Annotated in this window: 19 protein-coding genes; 8 read left to right on the forward strand and 11 right to left on the reverse strand. The window is 36.0% G+C overall.

Annotated features, from left to right (window positions below; genetic code table 11):
* The first annotated feature begins 30 nt into the window (after nucleotides 1-30).
* From LQV47_RS16995 to LQV47_RS17005, 3 genes are all read left to right on the forward strand, one after another.
* Nucleotides 31-933 carry a TssN family type VI secretion system protein gene (locus tag LQV47_RS16995; RefSeq protein WP_290368675.1) on the forward strand — a complete coding sequence of 301 codons (903 nt, stop codon included), beginning with the start codon at nucleotides 31-33 and terminating at the stop codon, nucleotides 931-933.
* Between the two features lie 25 nt (nucleotides 934-958).
* Nucleotides 959-2,098: a hypothetical protein gene (locus LQV47_RS17000; RefSeq protein WP_230038956.1), complete on the forward strand. Its 1,140-nt coding sequence runs from the start codon at nucleotides 959-961 to the stop codon at nucleotides 2,096-2,098.
* Nucleotides 2,099-2,216: 118 nt separating this feature from the next.
* Entirely contained in the window at nucleotides 2,217-3,383 is a 1,167-nt protein-coding gene (locus LQV47_RS17005) for an aminotransferase class V-fold PLP-dependent enzyme (protein ID WP_230038958.1), read from the forward strand.
* 55 nt (nucleotides 3,384-3,438) lie between these two features.
* On the opposite strand, the gene blaIND is transcribed toward LQV47_RS17005, so the two are convergent.
* Complete coding sequence (gene blaIND / locus LQV47_RS17010; RefSeq protein ID WP_230038960.1) at nucleotides 3,439-4,158, reverse strand: IND family subclass B1 metallo-beta-lactamase; 720 nt, start codon at nucleotides 4,156-4,158, stop codon at nucleotides 3,439-3,441.
* Nucleotides 4,159-4,347: 189 nt separating this feature from the next.
* Nucleotides 4,348-5,001: a metal-dependent transcriptional regulator gene (locus LQV47_RS17015; RefSeq protein WP_230038962.1), complete on the reverse strand. Its 654-nt coding sequence runs from the start codon at nucleotides 4,999-5,001 to the stop codon at nucleotides 4,348-4,350.
* A gap of 239 nt (nucleotides 5,002-5,240) precedes the next feature.
* Here LQV47_RS17015 and LQV47_RS17020 point away from each other — a divergent pair, with 239 nt between their 5' ends.
* From LQV47_RS17020 to LQV47_RS17030, 3 genes are all read left to right on the forward strand, one after another.
* Entirely contained in the window at nucleotides 5,241-8,252 is a 3,012-nt protein-coding gene (locus tag LQV47_RS17020) for a reprolysin-like metallopeptidase (protein ID WP_230038964.1), read from the forward strand.
* A gap of 97 nt (nucleotides 8,253-8,349) precedes the next feature.
* Entirely contained in the window at nucleotides 8,350-8,772 is a 423-nt protein-coding gene (locus tag LQV47_RS17025; protein WP_230038966.1) for a hypothetical protein, read from the forward strand.
* 88 nt (nucleotides 8,773-8,860) lie between these two features.
* Nucleotides 8,861-9,892 (forward strand): aminotransferase class V-fold PLP-dependent enzyme, encoded by a 1,032-nt coding sequence (locus LQV47_RS17030; protein ID WP_230038983.1) that lies wholly within the window; start codon nucleotides 8,861-8,863, stop codon nucleotides 9,890-9,892.
* 54 nt (nucleotides 9,893-9,946) lie between these two features.
* Here the strand turns inward: LQV47_RS17030 and LQV47_RS17035 are convergent, their stop codons facing one another.
* Nucleotides 9,947-10,447: a hypothetical protein gene (locus LQV47_RS17035; RefSeq protein WP_230038985.1), complete on the reverse strand. Its 501-nt coding sequence runs from the start codon at nucleotides 10,445-10,447 to the stop codon at nucleotides 9,947-9,949.
* Nucleotides 10,448-10,615: 168 nt separating this feature from the next.
* Here LQV47_RS17035 and LQV47_RS17040 point away from each other — a divergent pair, with 168 nt between their 5' ends.
* Nucleotides 10,616-11,569, forward strand: a complete 954-nt coding sequence (locus LQV47_RS17040) for a hypothetical protein (RefSeq protein WP_230038987.1) — start codon at nucleotides 10,616-10,618, stop codon at nucleotides 11,567-11,569.
* Between the two features lie 826 nt (nucleotides 11,570-12,395).
* On the opposite strand, the gene LQV47_RS17045 is transcribed toward LQV47_RS17040, so the two are convergent.
* The 8 genes from LQV47_RS17045 to LQV47_RS17080 form a co-directional block, all read right to left on the reverse strand.
* The gene (locus LQV47_RS17045; RefSeq protein ID WP_230038989.1) at nucleotides 12,396-12,953 is read right to left on the reverse strand and encodes a DUF4256 domain-containing protein; all 558 of its coding nucleotides are present in this window, start codon (nucleotides 12,951-12,953) and stop codon (nucleotides 12,396-12,398) included.
* A 778-nt stretch (nucleotides 12,954-13,731) separates the two neighbouring features.
* Nucleotides 13,732-14,136, reverse strand: a complete 405-nt coding sequence (locus LQV47_RS17050; protein WP_230038991.1) for a DoxX family protein — start codon at nucleotides 14,134-14,136, stop codon at nucleotides 13,732-13,734.
* Nucleotides 14,137-14,154: 18 nt separating this feature from the next.
* Nucleotides 14,155-14,733: a DUF1801 domain-containing protein gene (locus tag LQV47_RS17055; RefSeq protein WP_230038993.1), complete on the reverse strand. Its 579-nt coding sequence runs from the start codon at nucleotides 14,731-14,733 to the stop codon at nucleotides 14,155-14,157.
* A gap of 160 nt (nucleotides 14,734-14,893) precedes the next feature.
* Complete coding sequence (locus LQV47_RS17060) at nucleotides 14,894-15,364, reverse strand: SRPBCC domain-containing protein (protein ID WP_230039002.1); 471 nt, start codon at nucleotides 15,362-15,364, stop codon at nucleotides 14,894-14,896.
* 192 nt (nucleotides 15,365-15,556) lie between these two features.
* Entirely contained in the window at nucleotides 15,557-15,898 is a 342-nt protein-coding gene (locus tag LQV47_RS17065) for a metalloregulator ArsR/SmtB family transcription factor (protein WP_230039010.1), read from the reverse strand.
* 132 nt (nucleotides 15,899-16,030) lie between these two features.
* A complete protein-coding gene (locus LQV47_RS17070) occupies nucleotides 16,031-16,900 on the reverse strand; it encodes a YDG/SRA domain-containing protein (protein ID WP_230039013.1) in 870 nt (289 codons plus the stop codon).
* A gap of 537 nt (nucleotides 16,901-17,437) precedes the next feature.
* A complete protein-coding gene (locus LQV47_RS17075) occupies nucleotides 17,438-17,908 on the reverse strand; it encodes a DUF6265 family protein (protein ID WP_230039015.1) in 471 nt (156 codons plus the stop codon).
* 65 nt (nucleotides 17,909-17,973) lie between these two features.
* Nucleotides 17,974-18,786: a helix-turn-helix domain-containing protein gene (locus LQV47_RS17080; protein ID WP_230039017.1), complete on the reverse strand. Its 813-nt coding sequence runs from the start codon at nucleotides 18,784-18,786 to the stop codon at nucleotides 17,974-17,976.
* 147 nt (nucleotides 18,787-18,933) lie between these two features.
* Between LQV47_RS17080 and LQV47_RS17085 the strand changes: the two genes are divergently transcribed.
* On the forward strand, nucleotides 18,934-19,716 hold the full coding sequence (locus LQV47_RS17085) for a YdcF family protein (protein WP_230039019.1): 783 nt from the start codon (nucleotides 18,934-18,936) through the stop codon (nucleotides 19,714-19,716).
* Nucleotides 19,717-19,963: the final 247 nt, after the last annotated feature.

Here is a 19,963-nt window from a genome sequence, read left to right on the forward strand (position 1 = left end):
CCAACAAAGTATAAATTCGAAAAGAAACAAATGGAAATTTCTTCAGTAAAGGGTATTTTTTTTAGGTATATTTTAATGCCTTTAATCGCAGTTATTATGATGGTTATACTCGGTATAATCAGGAGAAACAAACCTGCAATAAAAATTAAAGTAATTATTGTATACGTACTTCTGTGCAGTTTATGTCTAGCTATTCCGGGCATTTTTGGATTTGCCGGAAATTTATTTAATCCGTATTGGTATCTTATTGCACAGGTTATTTACCTTATTTTGGGGATTATTCACGTTAATCTGCTGCATAAGTATTTCAAAAAGCATATAGATTCTCTGGCCATGAGCATTTTATTTGAATCTATACTTTCATTAACGTGTATAGTTTTTGGGGGATTCCTGTTTACCCTGATCTTTAACTGGATGAGTAAAGGTACGGGATATGCGGTAATGGCTGCTACCAGTATACTGATCTTCGTTGTTCCAATGGTATTCTATTACTGTTATATGCAGCTTATCAGCATTCCTTTTGATATTTATAAGACATGGAGATATTCTCCGGATCAGAAGCTGCCGGATTTTGAAGGAGCAGATTTTGACAGATTAATGGTCCTTAATGTTGAATTAAGTAAGAATTTAGAAGATACAAACAGATTTAGAATTAAAGCCAAAACACTTCCTACAGGAGTTACTTTTGGAGACTGGTTTTACAGAGTGGTAGATGACTACAACCACAAAAATCCAGGTTCTGTTATTCATCTTTCAGATCAGGAAGCGGAGCCTTATTATTGGATCTTCTATACTAAGAAATCATTTTTCAGCTTTAGAAAATATATAGATTTTGACCAGGATATTTCTACAAACAGCATTTCTGAGAATGAAGTGGTGATCTGTAAAAGAGTCATTCAGCATGAAGAGGAAGGAGTTTTAAGAAAATCATAATCACAAAAACTAAAAAGTATTTAACATGATACAGCCAATAAAACATTTTGCAATCAATTGGGTAGATGGGATGAAAGTTTCCCAAAGACACCTTAATGATCAGGATAATTTCTTAATCGATACCATCAGAGATTCCAATTCACTTGGAATTACTACATATAATTACGGACTTTTACCTATCTCTACTGAGATCACGGACCGCACTATTTTTGATGTTCATAACACGGCAACCAATGATGTACAGCTTGTCATCAAACGATGCAGTGCTGTTACCATGGCTGGATACCGTATTGAATTGACGGACAGGAGAATAAGTGTAAAGTCGTTAGCAAAAACGATGAATGAAGAGCAGGCAGACGGAGATTATTATATTCTGATATCTGTTAACCCTTTTGATAAAGTTCCTTTCGGAGATATTGATCCTGAGGAAATTCCACCACGCCATCCTAATGCCCAGCCGAATCACCACCTGGAATTACTTCCTGTAACATCGCTCAACAGCAGCTATTCCGGAGGAAATTATCTGATCATTGGTAAAGTGGATTTGAAAGGAAATATTGCTCAGGTAGATTCCAATTTTATCCCTCCATGTACTTCTGTTCAGAGTCATCCGGCTTTAGTAGATTATTATGGCAGCTTTGCGAAGTCTATTGGAAATCTTCAGCAGTATGCATTTAAGATTATTCAAAAGACCTCTCATAAAAACCAGAATACAGCGTTGGCACAGAATGTTAAATTTTTATGCAGTACCATGGTTAATACTTTTGGAGATATGTATTTTCAGTTCAGAAATATTACCCCTTGGCAGCCGCCTGTATTTTTGATTGAGTCTTTTGCCAAGCTGGCTCTTCATTTATACAATGCCACTCAGCTCCTGATTCCTGCAGAGCTGGAAGAAATGCTGAATTATAGTTTGGAGTGGAGTGAAATTGCACCACATACTTTATTGAACCAGCTTTCTATTGTAGCTGAAACCAATTATGACCACCACAATTGTGGTGAACCGTTGCTTTATATCCAGCAGATGCTGAGAAGTTTGGAAACTATTTTCTCTAAATTAAGCGAACTGGATTATATCGGTCAGAGAAAAGAGAATATTATCGTTAACGAACAGGAAGTTTCTACCAACACCAATCCGAAGAGAGGATGGAGTGTTTTAGATTAACTTCATGTAATATAATATCAATCCCGGATGAAAATTCGGGATTTTTTATTAATGTTGATTATTGAAATTAAAGCTATTTGCCTACTCATTACTTTTCAAATTTATAACGGTTTATACAATGAATCTAGATGCAATAAGACAGGACACTCCCGGGTGCTTGAATAAGATATTCTTAAACAGTGCCGGCTCATCCCTGATGCCTAAGCCTGTTGTTGAAAGAATGATGGATTATTTATATGAAGAACAGGAGTTGGGAGGGCATACCACAGCAGAGAAAAACATTGAGCCAATCAATGTGTTTTATGAACAGGCTGCGAAGCTGATTAATGCTAAACCTTCCAATATTGCTTTTACAAACAGTGCCACCGATGGGTATGCAAAAGCATTGTCAAGTATATCTTTTAAAGATGGCGACTGTATCATTACCACCAATGATGATTATATATCAAACCATATTGCTTTTATTTCTTTACAGAAGAGGTATTATATTAAAGTTATCAGAGCCGTCAATATGCCGGATAATGAGCTGGACCTTGCGTATTTTGAAGAGTTAATCCAAAAGCACCGCCCCAAATTAATTGCGGTGACGCATATTCCTACCAGCTCAGGGTTAATTCAAAATGTGGAAGGAGTAGGGAAGCTCTGTAAGCAGTATAATATCCTATATCTTGTAGATGCCTGCCAGTCGGTAGGACAGCTGGTTGTAGATGTTACAAAGATTAATTGTGACTTTTTAACGGCAACTGGCCGGAAATTTATAAGGGGACCGAGAGGAACAGGATTTTTATATGTTTCGGATCATGTATTAGCTCAGAAAATGGCCCCTTTATTTCTGGATAGTAATGGTGCCGAATGGACTGCATTTGATGATTACCAGCTCAGTGAAACTGCAAAAAGATTTGAATTTTTTGAAAGGTGCAATGCTTCATTGCTCGGGCTTACGGAAGCTTTAAAGTATGCCAATGCGATAGGAATGGTCAATATTGAAAACTACAACAGGAAACTGTCGGAAACGTTGAGAGCCAGCCTTCTGAATAATGGGTTCAAAATTTTGGATAAAGGAAATAGATTGGGCAGTATCATTACTTTCTGCGAACAGAATGGAAAGATTGATTCCATTCAAAAAATACTAAGTGAGAATAAAATTATTTTTAAAGTAAATAATAAGAATGGAGCACTAATTGACTTTACTTTAAAAAATGTAGATCAGGCTATTCGTCTGTCACCGCATTATTTTAATACCATGGAAGAAATTGAAAAAGTAGCTGCAATTCTGAAGCAATAACTGATATTAAAGAGGCCTGGCAAACTGCCAGGCCTCTTTAATATTAATCTGAACTTTATTTTTTATTCAGAAGTTCCAGGGTGTGTTCTACATGTCCACCTCCTTTCCATTCATCATGACCCGGAATAACCATAACAGCTTTCGAATATTTAGTTTTCAGTTTTTCCATTGTTTGTGGCCATTGTTTCACATTAGCCTCTCCTGTATACCCTAAATCTACAGCATTTCTGCTTTTTACAAGGCATCCGCCATCTAAAATATTATATTTCGGAAACCATACCACTACATTGTCGGCAGTATGCCCTTCACCAAGAAAATCTACCACAAACTCTTCTCCGCCTATACGGTAAGGTTTTCCTGTTTTTATGATTTCAGTTGATATTGCTTTCCCGTCTTTTTTCAGAAGTTCATTTGTTTTTACTGTAGCATAGGTTTTAATTCCTTTGTTGTTATAAAAACTCAGGTCTCCGGCTCTGTCTTCATGTGAATGGGTTGCAAATACGGCAATAACCGGTAAGTTGTGACGTTTCTGTATAGTATCCATCAGGCTTTGGTACTGGGTCTTCTGCCATGGAACATCAAATAAAACAACTCCTTTTTTAGTAATAAGATACACTGCATTGGTAGAATATTCTTTTCCCCCGAATACACCGAATGTTTTATAAATATACAAATTGGGCTTAATGGGTGGCTCTATAACAAAATCTCTTACCTGAGCATTGGCAAACGGGCTTAACAGCATGGAAATAATAAAAAACTGAATGCTTTTTTTCATAATTTTTTAGGGTAATAATTAATGTTTTATTGCTTGACGAAAGAAAAGGCAAGCACAAAGTTTTGCAAACCTAATAAAATTAAAGCATCAAAGTTTTTGTGGAAAAGTATTTAACCGTTTTTTAACAATTTCCAACAAGGCTGCATAGAACGCGAAGTTTTTGTTAACCGTTTAGTTTTATAACAATAATTATTTTTTCACCAGTATTTTCTCAGTAGCCTTTTTACTGAGTACTTCGATTTTCCCTTCAATCTCTATGGTAACTGATTTGTCGAAGCTTTCAATTTTAAGAATCTTGATTCTGGTATTGAGAAGAAGTTTTCTTTCAGTTAGGTAGCTTAAAAAAGCATCATCGGAGAGGGTAACTGAAGCAAAAATTACGGTTTCACCCACTTCACAGTTACTCAATCTCTGCAGATCCTGAGCAATGATATTTCCTTTTTTATCAGGAATAGGTTCTCCATGAGGATCAAATTTTGGATAATCCAGAATTTCATCCATTTTATCAAAGAAAATCTGAGAATGTACATGCTCCAGCTGTTCTGCAATCTCATGAACATTTTCCCAGCCGAAATTCATTTTTTTTACCAAAAACATTTCAGTAAGTCTGTGTTTACGAACTACCAAAGCGGCTTCGCGTCTTCCATTCTCTGTAACAATCAAAGGTTTATAGGTTTCGTAAATGACCCATTTCTTCTCTGCAAACTTCTTCATCATATTATTGACACTCGGCATTTTTACATTTAAAAATTTGCTAAGCTCATTAATCGTTACTTTTCCTTCATTGTCAACTAAATGAAACAGTGCTTTCAGATAATTTTCTTCGGTGAGTGTTGTTTTCAAATGTTAGATGATTTTCAATACAAATCTAACAAAATAATATTAAAGTAAATATAGGGAGCAGTTCCGTCTATAAATTTCAAAATTTAGTGGAATGGTCTTATTTTCTGCTAAATCATTTAAAATGATAAGTATTTATTGTTTTTATTAAAAATATATCATGAAACGTAAGTTTTTCATATTATTTTATTCTCTATATATTGATTAATTATTTATCTTTAATGTTTAAAAAAACAGCAACAATGAAACTAAAAATTACTTTTATTTCTATTTGTGCATCTTTTCTAATGAATGCACAGGTATTGAGCCCCTATGGTCTAAGTAGTGATGATCTTCCCGGAACTACCTTTACCTTAAACACAGAAAATTTCAAGAGAAATATTGATGTCAACAGGAAAAGTTCGAAAAAAATTAATAATCAGTCTATTGTATTGACTCTTATCGACGGAACTAAAAAAGAATTTATCCTGTCTGAAAATAACCTCCTCAATAAGAGGCTTGATAACATTATAACCTTTGATGGATTTTCAAAAGACAGGCAGGATAAGATAAAGCTTACATTAGTAGGAAATGAAATTTCTGCAATGATCAAGTCTAACCAGGGATACTATATTATTGAACCTTATAAGACTAAAAAAGGAGAATACAGGATTTATAATTCTTTTGAAATGTTTGGTGAAAAATTTCAGTGTGGAGCTGATGAAAACGATTTCAGAGAAAGCTTAGAGGCGGTAGCCAAAGGGTTGAATGTTCAGAAATCAGTAACAGGTTTCCCCTATGGAAATACCTTGAAAACATTCAGAATGGCAGTGGCTACCACCGGGGAATTTACCACAGCTCTTGGAAATCAGGATGCTGCCCTTGGAGAATTGGTGGCTATGATGAATCTTATTAACCAGATTTATGAGTCGGAATTATCTATTTCCTTTGCTTTGATTGATAAGACGGTCAATAAAACCTTAATTTTTACCAATGGAGCTACAGATCCTTTTACGGTAGATCCTTCTTTTGCTTCAGCAGCTAATTCGCAAGCTGGATTTGATGTTCTCAATACCAACGGAACACTTCCATATGCTGATTATGATATTGGGCACACTTTCAACATTATGCCGGGAGCTAACGGAAGTGCTCAGGGACAGGCAGGGCCAAGGCCTTGTACGGCCTCACTCAAAGCTAGAGCCTGGAGCCAGTGGACACTTTCTATGCCGAAATCACTGTCTGCCAACCTGATTGTTCATGAAATGGGACACCAGTTTGGAGCAGGGCATACATATAATGCTATAGGAGGAACCCCTTCAAGCCCTACATTCTGTACTTCCGGATGGAATGCAGCAGCAGCTGTAGAACCTGGTTCTGGATCAACGATAATGGCCTATAAAAACAACTGTACGACTCCTAATGATCAGACAAATACCGGCAATAACGGACTGAATTACTTCCATGCCAAAAGTATTGATCAGATTTTAAATACACTCAGCGTATCCTCTACCTGTTTTACCTCTGTAGCGGTAGCGAATACACCTCCTTCTGCCAATGCCGGAAATACAGCCATCAGTATTCCAAAAAACACACCTTTTAAATTGAAAGGAATAGGAAGTGATGCAGAAGATTCCAATTTATCATACACATGGGATCAGGTAGATGTGGCTACTGCCAATGACAAAGGTGCATTTGGAAGTACAGTTAATGGAAGTGGCGGATATTCTGCGGTGAACAGTACTACAGCTCCGTTGTTTAGATCTGAGCAGACTACCCTTACCACTGAACGGTATTTCCCTAAGATGAAATTTGTCCTGGACAATCAGAATACGCCTCCTACTAATGAGGCAGAAGCACTGCCTCTGGTAGCAAGAACAATGAAGATGAGATTTACAGTAAGAGATAACAGTGTCATTTCAGGTGGAGCAGATTCTGATCAGGTTGTGGTAACAGTGACTAACCAGGGACCTTTAACGGTTACTTATCCTAATTCAAATGTATCCGTAAATGCGGATTCCAATATCAATGTAACATGGGATGTTAACCAGACCAATGTTTTAAAAAGTACGGTCAATATCCTTCTTTCTACGGATGGAGGAGAAACCTTCCCTTACACACTTGCTTCTAATGTGCCCAATAATGGTACGGCTGCTGTAGCTTTGCCATTCGTTCCGTATACCGATAAAGCGAGAGTTAAAGTAACTGCAGTGATTAATGATTTTGCTGAGTTCTTTGATGTATCTAATACTAATTTTATCATCAATTCAAGCTGTAATGCCTTCCATACGATCATTGTAGAAAATGCAAAAGTGGTAACGGCCGCGCAGGGAAGTCCGCAGGCTCATCTTAATTTACAGCCACAAACACCCTCCAGTGATATTTATAATGCTAAAACACTGACTTTTGATGCAGCTAATATGGGCCCGGAAAACTGGTATATCTACAATCAGACCCAAACAGCTCCTCATTTGCTTGTGTCAGGTTCCAGCATGCTTCCTTTTAGATTTAAGGTGACAGAGACCGGAAGTTATACGCTGAGCTATCCTTCTCCGAGTGGAGTAGCTGTTACCATTTATAAAGGAAACCAGACCGGAACAGCCAACTTCGTGACTTCTAATGCTGTTTATTCCGGAACAGGTACTGGTTTTACGTATTACAGATCATTCAGTGCCAATTTGGAAAAAGGGGTGGAATATCTTGCAACCACAAGAAATCTGAGCAATACACCTGCAGGATCCAGCGTAGTTCTTAGTACTACAGGTCCCGGGAAGTTCTATAATATTATTGATAGCCCTGCCGGGGTTAACTATACGTATGCAGCTATCAATTCCACGACCAATACTATAGTAGCTACCAATGCCACTGCAGACTTTACGTCATTACCGGTAGGAACCTATACAGTACAGGGAATTTCATTTACCGGAACTGAAAGTGCTTTACTTAATAAGACCATTGGTGAGCTTACACAGACCAAAGTGTGTTACCAGCTAAGTACAAACAGTGTTACTTTAATCATTACTACAGCATTAGCAACCCGTGATATGGTTAAAAAGCAAATCGGACTGGTGCCCAACCCGGTGAAAGATTACCTTCAGATACACAGTGATGAAAAAATCACTCATTATGAAATTTATGATGCTTCAGGTAGGTTAATGGAGAATAATGCAGTTAGCAACTCTGAAATCAACTTCTCTAAGTTTCAAACCGGAATTTATATGTTAAAATTATTAAATGGTAAAACATTGATTCATCAATCAAAAATTATCAAAAAGTAATTGACAATACACAAATTAAAGAGCTATACTGATTATAGCTCTTTTTTTGTACAGAATTTGCTTAGTATTTAACAATTAATTATCAACACTCAAAAAGATGAAAAGTATTTTAACAGTCCTGGTTTTTATGATATGCTGTAATGCTCAGGCTCAGAGTTTTACTTTTACTTTTAATCCTAAAAAATTTATACAGGAAAATAGATTGACTGAAGGGAGTAAGAAGGATGTTATTTTTAATTTATATGATATTAGTGGAAAGGAGACAAAATATAATACCATAGACACCACAAGCGAGTTGCTGAGAAAAGCAAAAATTTACAGCTTTAAAGGAAAGTCTGAAGACGGCACAAAACTCATTACACTGACGATTGCTTCCGGTAAGCTGAGTGGTGCTTATCTGGAAAATGCAAAATCTTATTTTATTGAACCCGTGGATAAAACATGTAAAAAGAAATATAAAATTTATATAAAGCCTGATGGAGATTATCAGGTGGGTCAGCCAAATGATTTTATAAAATAAAATATACTATCGAAAGCCGTTCTGGAAGCCTGATATTTTAACTCTTTTTCATAGGGATAATATTATTACATTTTTTTAATTTTACTCTATGAAATTTTCATTTAAAAACGATTACTCTGAGGGATGTCATCCTAATATATTACAGACCCTTTTACAGTGTAATCTTGAACAGCAGGCTGGCTATGGAGAAGATGAGTACTCATTAAAAGCTAAAGAACTTATAAAAGAAAAAATAAAAAAAGCAGATTCAGAAGTTTATTTAGTTTCCGGTGGGACGCAGGCTAATCTGATTGTTATTTCTTCCATTCTAAAACCTTATCAATGTGCTATATCTGCATCCAGCGGACACATTTTAAATAATGAAACCGGTGCTATTGAAGCAACGGGGCACAAAATATTAAGCATTGAAACGGAGGATGGCAAACTAAGACCTTCAGATATTATTCCGGTGTTGGAGAACCATAAAAATGTACCCCATCAGGTCAAGCCCAAGCTGGTATACATTTCCAATTCTACAGAGCTTGGAACTATTTACCAGGCCAAAGAATTAGAGGAGCTTTCAGATTTTTGCAGACAGAACGGCTTATACCTGTTTATGGATGGTGCAAGGCTGGGGCACGGGCTTACTTCGGAAATCAGCGACCTTACCCTGGAAAGGGTAGCGGAATTAACGGATATCTTTTATCTTGGCGGCACTAAAAACGGTGCATTGATAGGCGAAGCTATTGTGATTAACACGATAAGCCTTCAGGAAGATTTTGCATTTAATATCAAGCAGAAGGGTGCTTTACTGGCAAAAGGAAGACTGTTAGGAATCCAGTTTTTAGAGCTGATGAAAGATGATTTATATTTTGATCTTGCAAAGCACGCCATTCAGCAGGCGATGAAAATCAAAAATGCTTTCCGCAGCAAGGGTGTTCATTTCCTTGCAGATACGTATACCAATCAGATTTTCCCTATTGTAAGCAATGAACTTATAGAGGTACTGTCTGAAAGTTTTGATTTTTTTGTCTGGAAAAAAGTAGACGAAAAGTTCTCTGCAATCCGCCTTATTACTTCCTGGAATACAGGAGATGATGCCGTCAACAGTTTCATAGAAATTATTAACAGGGAATTATAAACATAAAAAACAGTCTATTTTTTAGACTGTTTTTATTTATATCAGAGGCCAGGTTTACTTTAGGCCTTTATTCACTGTTTCACAATCAGCAGTATTCAGTTTTTGTCCGTTCTGATAGCTGATTTTCTTTTCATCGGCATATTTTGAATGTCCAGCTTCTTCCTTATGATCACCAATTCCTTCTGTTAGCGTATTGTCTTTCTGAAGGAAGTAAATATCTCTTTTGCTTTTTTTGCCTTCAGAGGCAAATTCATAAGTCAGTTTCAATGTATCCCCGGATTTAAAGCCTGTTACATCACCTTTTGAACTGTCTTTTTCACTGTTTTTATAAGATAATTTCCCAATGATTGTTCCTAAATTATCATCAATAGAAGCAAAAACACTGTCTTTTCCTGTTACACCAATATAGCAGAAAGATTTTGGACCTAAGGTGTCTATTACAGGTTCAGCTACCGCAATGGTATCTGCTTCTGCTTTCAGAGCCGGAGCTTCAGTTTTCTTATTACAGTTGATCAGAAATGCCGAAACAGCACTCAGTAATATTAATTTCTTCATATCCTCAGTTGTTTAAATCAAATTTGAACTGCTAAATTAGTAATACTATTTATATATTAAAGAATATTATAGATAAATAAGAATATTTTTCAAAAGTTTAAAAAGATCACTGACTTGGGCACGGAAAATGATTCATAGTATATTATTTTTAAATTCATCATGATGACAATGACCACAAGAATACTGGGATTAGGAATAGTATTGCTAGGATTACATTTTTTAATGGGACAAACGCCCCAAAACTATATTTATACTTCGTCGGGAGATCTGCAGAACATCGAGAAAATGATTATGCGAAAAGATATTGGAGGAGTGCAGATTGTCTATAACTGGAGAGCACTGGAAACATCAAAAGATGTTTATGATTTTTCTCGTATTGAAAAAGACTTAGCCTATTTGACTTCTTTAGACAGAAAGCTTTTTATCCAGCTTCAGGATCGGTTCTTTGAACCTCAGGCAAGGTATGTTCCCGATTATATTTTAAATGAAAAGGTATATACCGGTGGACTGGTTGCTCAATATGACAATCCGGGTGAGAATAAACCTGTAGGAAGTGGCTGGGTTACCCAGCAATGGAATCCCACAGTTCGGGAGAGGTATCAGAAACTGATAGAAGCGTTGGCCAAAAAGTTTGACGGAAAGATCCAGGGCATTAACCTTCCGGAAACAGCCATCGATATTGATATGAAAAAAGATAAAACAGGTTTCAGCTGCGACACCTACTTTCAGGCCGAGCTGGATAATCTAAAGTTTGCCAGAAATGCTTTTAAACAATCTTATGTATTACAGTATGTCAATTTCTTTCCATGTGAATGGGAAAACGATCATCAGTATATGTCCCGCTTATTTGATTTTGCTAATAAAAATAATATAGGATTGGGCGGTCCGGATATTGTTCCCAATAAAAATGCCCAGATGAAAAATTCTTACCCATTCTTTCATCAGTATAAAGGAAAATTACCATTGGTAGCCATGGCCGTTCAGGAACCCACCTTAACATATAAAAATCCGAAAACAAAGAAACCTTTTACCAAAGAAGAATTTGTAAGCTATGCTCAGGATTTCCTGGGGGTTCATATTATATTCTGGAGTGTAGAATCTCCATGGCTGAAAGATTTCTGAATTTATTGAAAAAAAGAGACCAGTAATTTATAATAAACTAAACGTTTTATTTGTCATCCCGGAGGATCTAACCCCTAGTAGGTTAGGATTTTCTTGTAACCACAAAAGTCACAAAAATTTTTAAACACTTAAGTTATTAAAGTTTCCAACTTTGCGTACTATTAAGTACACTAAAGTTTTGAAAAAATCTTTGATTTTTATCTAAAATGGTCTTACTTATGCATTATTCTTTTAAACTTACTAAAGAGTTCTAAAGTGTTTTAAGCATTTGCAATATTGAGATTTATATAGAGTGATGTATAATAGTGTTCTGCTTGTCATTCCGGAGGAATCTAGCCCCTAGTAGGTTAGGATTTTCTTGTAACCACAAAAGTCATAAAAGTTTTTAAACACTTAAGTTATTAAAGTTTCCAGCTTTGCGCATATAAAGTACACTAAAGTTTTAAGAAAATCTTTGATTTTTCATCTTAAGTAATCTTACTTATGCGCTATTATTTTAAACTTGCTAAAGTGCTCTAAAGTGCTCTAAAGTGCTCTAAAGTGTTTTAAATATTTGCAATATTGAGATTTATTTATAGTGGTGTATGATATGTTCTGGTTGTCATTCCGTAGGAACTCGACCGTAGTAGGTTTGGACTTTCTTGTAACCACAAAAGTCACAAAAGTTTTTAGACACTTAAGTTATTAAAGTTTCCAGTTTTGCGCATATAAAGTACACTAAAGTTGTGAAAAAATCAAAGATTTTTTCACTCTCAAACTCTCAAACTCTCAAACCCTCAAACCCTCAAACCCTCAAACCCTCAAACCCTCCAACTCTTAAACTCTCTTACACCTTCATCATTCCCCTGAACCCTCTCGCTGCATAATAGGAATCTGCACCATTATGATACATAAAAACGGTATTATAGCGTCTGTCACAGAAAATAGCTCCTCCAAGTTCTCTGATAGAAGCCGGTGTTTTTACCCAGCTTGAAGTTTTCTGATCAAATTTTCCGAGTTCCTGAAGTTGGCGGTATTGTTCTTCGGTTAAGAGCTCAATCCCCATTCCAGCAGCTGTATCAATGACATTGCTTTCCGGTTTGTTAGCTTTTCGGGAATCCCAGGCTTGATAATCATAGCAGAGGCTTCGGCGTTTTGGACTTTCCGGGGAGCAGTCGAAAAAGATATATTCGTCTGTTTTTTTGTTATAATCTACCACATCAGGTTCACCTTCTGTGGCTTCCATTTCGTTCAGTGACCAAAGTTTTTCAGGGTTGGCTTCCAGTTTTGACTGGATTTTTTCCCATTTTAAGTCTTTGTGGCGATTCATGTTTTTTTCAAAGCGGGTTTTCAGTGCTTTTAAAAGAGTTTCGCTTTGTTCGGGAGTTAATGTTTTCTTTTTCATGTTAAATTTTGTTTATGGATACTTTATTGGGAAGACTGTTTTGGGCTATTTCAAAGATATCAATTGTAATAAAAATACGGGTGTAGAAGTGAAAATTTTTTCTGTGATGGATTTTTTTGTTGGCTAACCGCAAGGACGCAAAATTATTATAAAAAATACTGCTTTAAGACGCAAGGATTTTATCTGCGATAAAATTGAATGCTGCTGATCTAAATCTACAGTATTGTGTTTGGTTGTATTTGCTGAAAATCGTTGATTTTCTTGCGTCTTATAATAGCCTTTTTGTATTAATCTTTGCGTCTTTGCGTTTTTCCAACATCTAATAGTAAATAGTTGGTTACTCGCAAAGCCGCAAATTATTATAAAAAATACTGCTTTAAGACGCAAGGATTTTATCTGCGATAAAATTAAATGCTGTAGATCTAAATCTACAATATTGTATTTGCTGAAAATCTTTTGATTTTCTTGCGTCTTAAAAACCGTCTTGTTGTATTAAATCTTTGCGTCTTTGCGTTTTTCCAACATCTAATAGTAAATAGTTGGTTAATCGCAAGGACGCAAAATTATTATAAAAAAATACTGCTTTAAGATGCAAAGATTTTATCTATGATAAAATTGAATGCTGCTTCATTATTGTATTTGATAAAAACTTGCTGAAAATCCTTGATTTTCTTGCGTCTTAAAAACTTTCTTGTTGTATTAAATCTTTGCGCCTTTGCGTTTCCAACCCATTATCCAACCCGTTATAATAGGATAATTGTATGGCATCTTTATCGTTTTATTCATGATTGGTAAAAGAAATTTTTCTATTGGCAGGTCTGAAATACCAGGAAATAAGGACTAAAACTAATAATAGTACAGCCGGAAGTGTTCTGGCTGCGGGATCTCCTACAATAAGATGGGAGATAACTGCCCCTGACATCACAAAGAAAAACCCGGCATAGGCCCATTCTTTCAGTAATAAACGCTTTGGAATAAGGATGGTGATAACGCCTAAAATTTTCCAGACTCCTATGATGGTCATCAGGTAAGCGGGGTAGCCCAAATTGGTGAAGTTGGCGAGTTCATCTTTGTTTTTCATAAGCTGGACAATAGCTGTAGAAACCATTCCCAGGGCCATCCAAAGGGTAAATATCCAATAGATGATTTTTGTTCTTTTTTCTGATCGGTTTGATGTTTCCATATTGATTAAGTTTTGTGATTAGTCGTTAAGTCCTTTTCCGTCCAGGATTTGAGGAATGCATTTCTCAATTCTTGCGTCCCTGGTTTTGGATTGTTTGGCAGAGGAGAAGTGGAGTAGGTAGGCCCGTTGTCTTCCCTGTGTTAATCCTTCGAACGCCTCCTTTAATGCCAGATTTTCATCTAATCTTTGTTGAAATTCCTCAACCATTTCGAAGTCCTTGGTTTTCTTCATTTCAACCTTAGCCCCGGATTCTTCAATTTCTACAGCTTCAAACATATAGGCCCGAAGTTCTTTTTCAAGATCATTGATCTGTAGAATATCTGTAAAACGGATTTGCCTTGCCGCCTGTACATTTTCAGATTGCTGAATTAAAATCTGGTTAGGATCTTTCATCAATGCTCCTTTAAAAAAGAGTAGGGCACAATATTCTTTAAAACCGTGAATTAAGAAAATGTTCTTTCCTTCATAGGTATAACAGGGACAGCCCCATTTTAGATCTTCTACAAGCTCGGTACTTAAGGCAATTGTTCTTAGCTTCTCAAATTCTTTTTGCCATTGCCCGGCATTTTCAAAGAAAAAATTAACTTTTGGATTCATGTATTTTGGGTTTGAGGGTTCTGGAGTTCTAGGGTAAGAGCGTGTGAAGTTTAAAGTGTAATGTTCAAGGTTGTTGTTCTTTCTCTCATCGTTGACGATTCACTTGCAAAACAAAATTTCCTATTGGCATTCACAATGTAAACTATGGTATTCATGTCTCTCATCTCTTCGTCTCTCTAAATATTTCCTGTAAACGATTATGTGCCATATTAATTCCCTGAGCGAATGGCATTTTCAGGTGCTGATCTCTGAAGTCTACGGATTTATAAATGGTTTGGATGGTGATTTTGCTGGTGGTATCGGTTAATTTTTCAAATTCTAAAAATTCAATCTGAGCCGGAAAAGGTGTATTCTCCATTTGAAAAGTTCTCGTAATTTTCTCATTCTGAACAATATCATGAATAGCTCCATTAGCACTGAACACTACATCTCCCTGAGGGTTTAAGGTTTCAAAGCGGTAACTTCCGTGTGGCCTATTTTCAAACTTGGTCACTTTTGTGCCCATCCATTGTTCGAAAAGTTCAGCTTCTGTATAGGCTTTGAAGAGCAATTCTACAGGAAGATCAAATTCTCTGATGATAAAGATTTCCTGTTTGCCATCTTCTGCGTGGATTTTTGTTTTAAGTTCCATGATTTTAAGAGTTGAGAGTTAAGAGTTAAGAGTTAAGAGTTAAGAGTTTTAGAGAGTGGGAGAGTATTAGGTTTTAGAGTATGAATTCCGGAAGGGATAATATCAGGCTCAGAGTTTGATGTTTATCCCAACTGCAACAGTCTGTTATCTGACATCTAACATCTTATAACCAAATACCCCAAATCTCCCGTCTCATATCTCCCTGTCTCTTATCTCATTCTTCTGGTAAGCCTTCATCACATCTTCCAGTTTATTGAATTTCTCATCCCACATTTTGCGGAAGGGTTCTATAAAATCGGCTATTTCTTTCATTTTATTTGGATTAAGGTGATACGTAATTTCCCGGCCGTTTTGTTCAGATCTCAATAGTTCACATTCTGTAAGGATCTGGATATGCTTTGAAACAGTAGGCCTTGCTGTATCAAAGTTAGCCGCTATTGCTCCGGCTGTCATCGATTGAGCCGCTACCAACATCAATATAGATCTTCTGGTAGGATCTGCGATCGCCTGAAATACATCTCTTCTTAAATTCATTGTGTAGTTATTTGACTACAAATATATGTGTAGTTATTTAGCTACGCAAGTTTTTTGTGAGAAATTGTTGATTTTTAATGAAAAACCTTATGAACTAAACTATAGAAGGGGCGAAATATTAGAAAATACAACTCACTCATACCCATGAGCTTTTCTATGATATTGTAAATTTGAGGGCTTAATTTTGTGATTTTTATGAATAAATAATATTCCATTTTCATGCCCTATCAATTCATAATTATCTAATATAGAAAAGGTTCCTTTATCGAACATAACATGGTGGTTAGGACATAGACAAAGGATATTGTCAATACTATCTTCTCCATCATGGGGCATTCCAAGTGGTTTTATATGGGCTCCTTCTGCATAATGACCAGATTTTGTTGGGATACTAATATTACAAATTTGGCATTTAAAATCGTATAATTTTTTTATTTCCACAGCTATTTTCGTATCACGCACTATTCTGAGTATTACGGTTTCTTTCCTTATTTTTTGCTGTTTAGAGTTAAATTCTTGAAATAGATTATCTGTAAGTTGAGAACCGGAATATCTTAGTAGAAATCTACAAACTTTAAAACCACTTTTTCCAATTTCTTCCCACGCATCTACAACACTATATAATCCGGCATATTTGTAACCTTCTTTAGGTGAATAAAGTGATTTATGTTTTTCTCCTCTTATAACTCGAACAGCTAGTCCTTGGTCCATACTTACTAACAAGGCCGCATTGCTTCTGTTGCTCCAAGATTGATCTTCTATTTGTTTCTTTGTATTAGAATCATTGCCGCCAGCGCCTGTATAAATGATTTCATTTCCATTATCAACATCATCTTCATAGCCTCCTGAAAGGATTATTACGGAAGCACCTTCTTTTATATTGCCATCAATACCAGCTTGCAAGGTTCTATGAAGATTACTATCCATGATTTCTTGACGGTTTTTAAATAAATGTCCTTCTTGAAATCCTTCTATCTCTCCAAATATAATTGGTTTGCTCATTGAATTAATTTATGAAAAATTTTAATGACAAATATAATTTTTAAATGGAAATTATTTGAAAATAAGATTTTATATATGTGGTTATTATTGAAAATGAAGATTAGTGTTTATTTTATTCTTACGCGTTTTATGAATGCAAAGTTTTATGATGGTGCTGTATATTTTTTAGGGAGTTAAGGGTGAGCAAGTGAACTTGCCGATGAAGGTGAGTGGATAGGTTTTTGGTTTTTATGGTGAGAGAAATAAACTCTTTCGCTTGTTTCTTTTTATAATTTCCCGCAAATTTTGGAGATTGCACAGATAAGTAAAAGATAAAATCTGCGAAATCTGTGTGATCTGCGGGAGATTTATATCTTTTTAGGTTAAACGCAAAGTTTTATGATGGTGCTGTATATTTTTAGTGAACTAAGGGTGGGGAGGTGAACTTGCCTGATGAAGGTGAGTGGATAGATAAGTTTTCGGCGGCCGGAGGCCGCCGAAACGTATTTTTCAGAATAATACCGGTGTACACAATAGATTGTATTCTGATAAAGGAAATTATTTTATTTTCTTCATGGGGAATGCCTGTCTGGCCATTTTCCCATTCATAAGGCCTGAGATTTCTGCAAATAAAGAATCTTTACGGATTTTTTTATAGGTAATCGTTTGGGGAAAGTCATTCTGCCGGTTTTCAAATACCAGTGAAGTGGGATTTGAGCCAGGAGTTGAAATAAAATCGACAGGCTGTTCATCATGTTGACCTTTTACAGATACGATGTAATACAGTTTTCTGTCTTTTTCTACAAGGCGTACAGACTCGAAGTGAATGGTATCTTTATTCTTTAAATAATAGCTTTCTCCCTGAAGTTCAGTACTGCTTTTCTGAGTCCAGGTTTCGTAAAGACTGCCTTTCGTGGTTTGGGTTTCCCAGGTACCAAGCAGCCATTCCAGTTTTTTGATTTCACTGGGCTGAGTCCAGCTGCCTATAATCAAGAGTCCAATGACAGCGGGAATTAGTTTTGTTTCCATGTTGCTTATTTTATATCAATCAAAATTCATGATAAATAAATCTTTACAATTGTAAAAATGCGACATCACGAATCTTTTTTGTAAAATAATAAGGACATCTGAAGATGGTCACCATAAAACTCTTTGGGACTAAGGCCTGTAAACTCTTTAAAATCCTTGATAAAATGAGCCTGATCATAATATTCAGCATCGTAAGCAAGTGCCGTAAGACTGGTGTATTCTTTATGAAGAAGCTGTTTCAGGATTGATTGAAGTCTTATAGTTTTGGAAAGTTGTTTAGGACTCATGCCAATGGCTGAAGAGAACCTGCGTTCCAACTGTCTGCGGTTGATATTGGTTTGTTGCGATAATTCATTTACGGAGATTTGTCCATTTACATTGAGGAGTATATCAATGGTAGATTGTACAATCCTGTCGATGGTTTCAGGATTAAGTCTTTCCTGCATAAAGTTTTCTACATGGCTTATTTTTTCCTGAACTGTTTTAGAATGGAATACCTTTTCATCCAATTCAGCTCCGGCAGCTCCAAACAGATCTTCCAGCGGAATGGCTTTATCATCCATCTCTTTTATAGGAATGGCAGCAAACGGCAAAAAACCGTCATGATGAAAACGGACAGAGAAAATGCCGGTGATTCCGGTAGGTTCTATTCTTAAAGGTTGGGTTAACTGTCCGAAAACAAAACTTCTAGGCTGTACAACGGCTTCTCCGTGGATATATTGTTTGTAAAGATCTCCATAATGGAAAATCATTTCCATACAGCCGTCCGGAACGATAGTCTGTGATTGTGGCACGTCTTCTTTTGGACTGTCCAGAGTCCAATAGCATTTGATAAAAGGAGCCAGCTCCGGCCGGGGTTTGAATGTTTGATAATCCATGGTATTCCATATTCTGATGGTATAAAATTATCAAATAAAAGAGAAATCAATTCAAGGAGACTCAATGCATTGAGAAAAGCAGAATCATGAAATAACCTTATCTTTGAAAATCCAATATTTTCTTGGCATTAATCAATAGTATCATAGATGAAATTTTTACTGGACTTTTTATTCCGTGTTGTACAGCTTTTTACAGAACCTTATTTTTTAGTATTTCTTGCAGTAGTTATTATCGCTCTGTTGAAAAGGAAGAATAAATGTAAAAATCTGAGAACAGGAATTTTTATATCAGCAGTTGTCATGATTATCCTTATAGGAAATGGTTTTCTGGGTAAACTAATCTCCGGATATCTGCAGAAAAGTTATATCAGTAGTTCAGGGATGAAGAATACACCGGCTCAGAATCCCATTATTGTAGTACTCGGTGGCGGGGTGGTAGATATTGACAATACAGAGAAATTGCATACCATGTCTTATTCCAGAATAGTTACTGCCTATCAATTGTATCATGAATACAGGGAAAATAATCAATCTTGTAAAATATTAATTTCCGGAAAAGGAAGAGGACATACAAGTGAAGCAGAATTATTCAGAGAGAATTTTAAAAAGATGGGAGTGCCGGATTCTGACATGATTAAAGAAGACCAAAGCATGAATACCTATCAAAATGCAAAATATTCGAGCCAGATAGTAAATCAGATGGGGCCATCCAGTGTATATCTGGTGACTTCGGGATTTCACATGAAAAGATCTGTTGCTCTGTTTCAGACCTTTGGATTAAAACCTATTCCTAAAGCATCGGATTTTATAGATACTGAACTCACAATATTTCCTAACAGCTATAATGCTGCATTTACATTTGTTATGCTTAAAGAGGTCGTGGGAATATGGCAGGTGCAGTTATATAACAGTTTAGGAATGAATAAATAGTATTCTGCAGTCTATTGTACATATAAATAACCGGTCCCTTGAGTTAACTTAAGGGGCCGGTTTGCTTTAAAACTGTTCAAACTTTTTTAATAGGTTTTGGCTAAAGCCAAATTGATTGTCATGTTTTATCAGATGGACTAAAGTCCATCTCTATTGAATTTACATTGCCATATTAAATCATCAGTCTGTTTTCTTCAGTGAAATTATGGTTTGTTTTTCTTTTAAAAGCCTAAAATACAGAAAAACC

This window comes from Chryseobacterium sp. Bi04 (genome assembly GCF_918698085.1).
GTDB lineage: Bacteria > Bacteroidota > Bacteroidia > Flavobacteriales > Weeksellaceae > Chryseobacterium.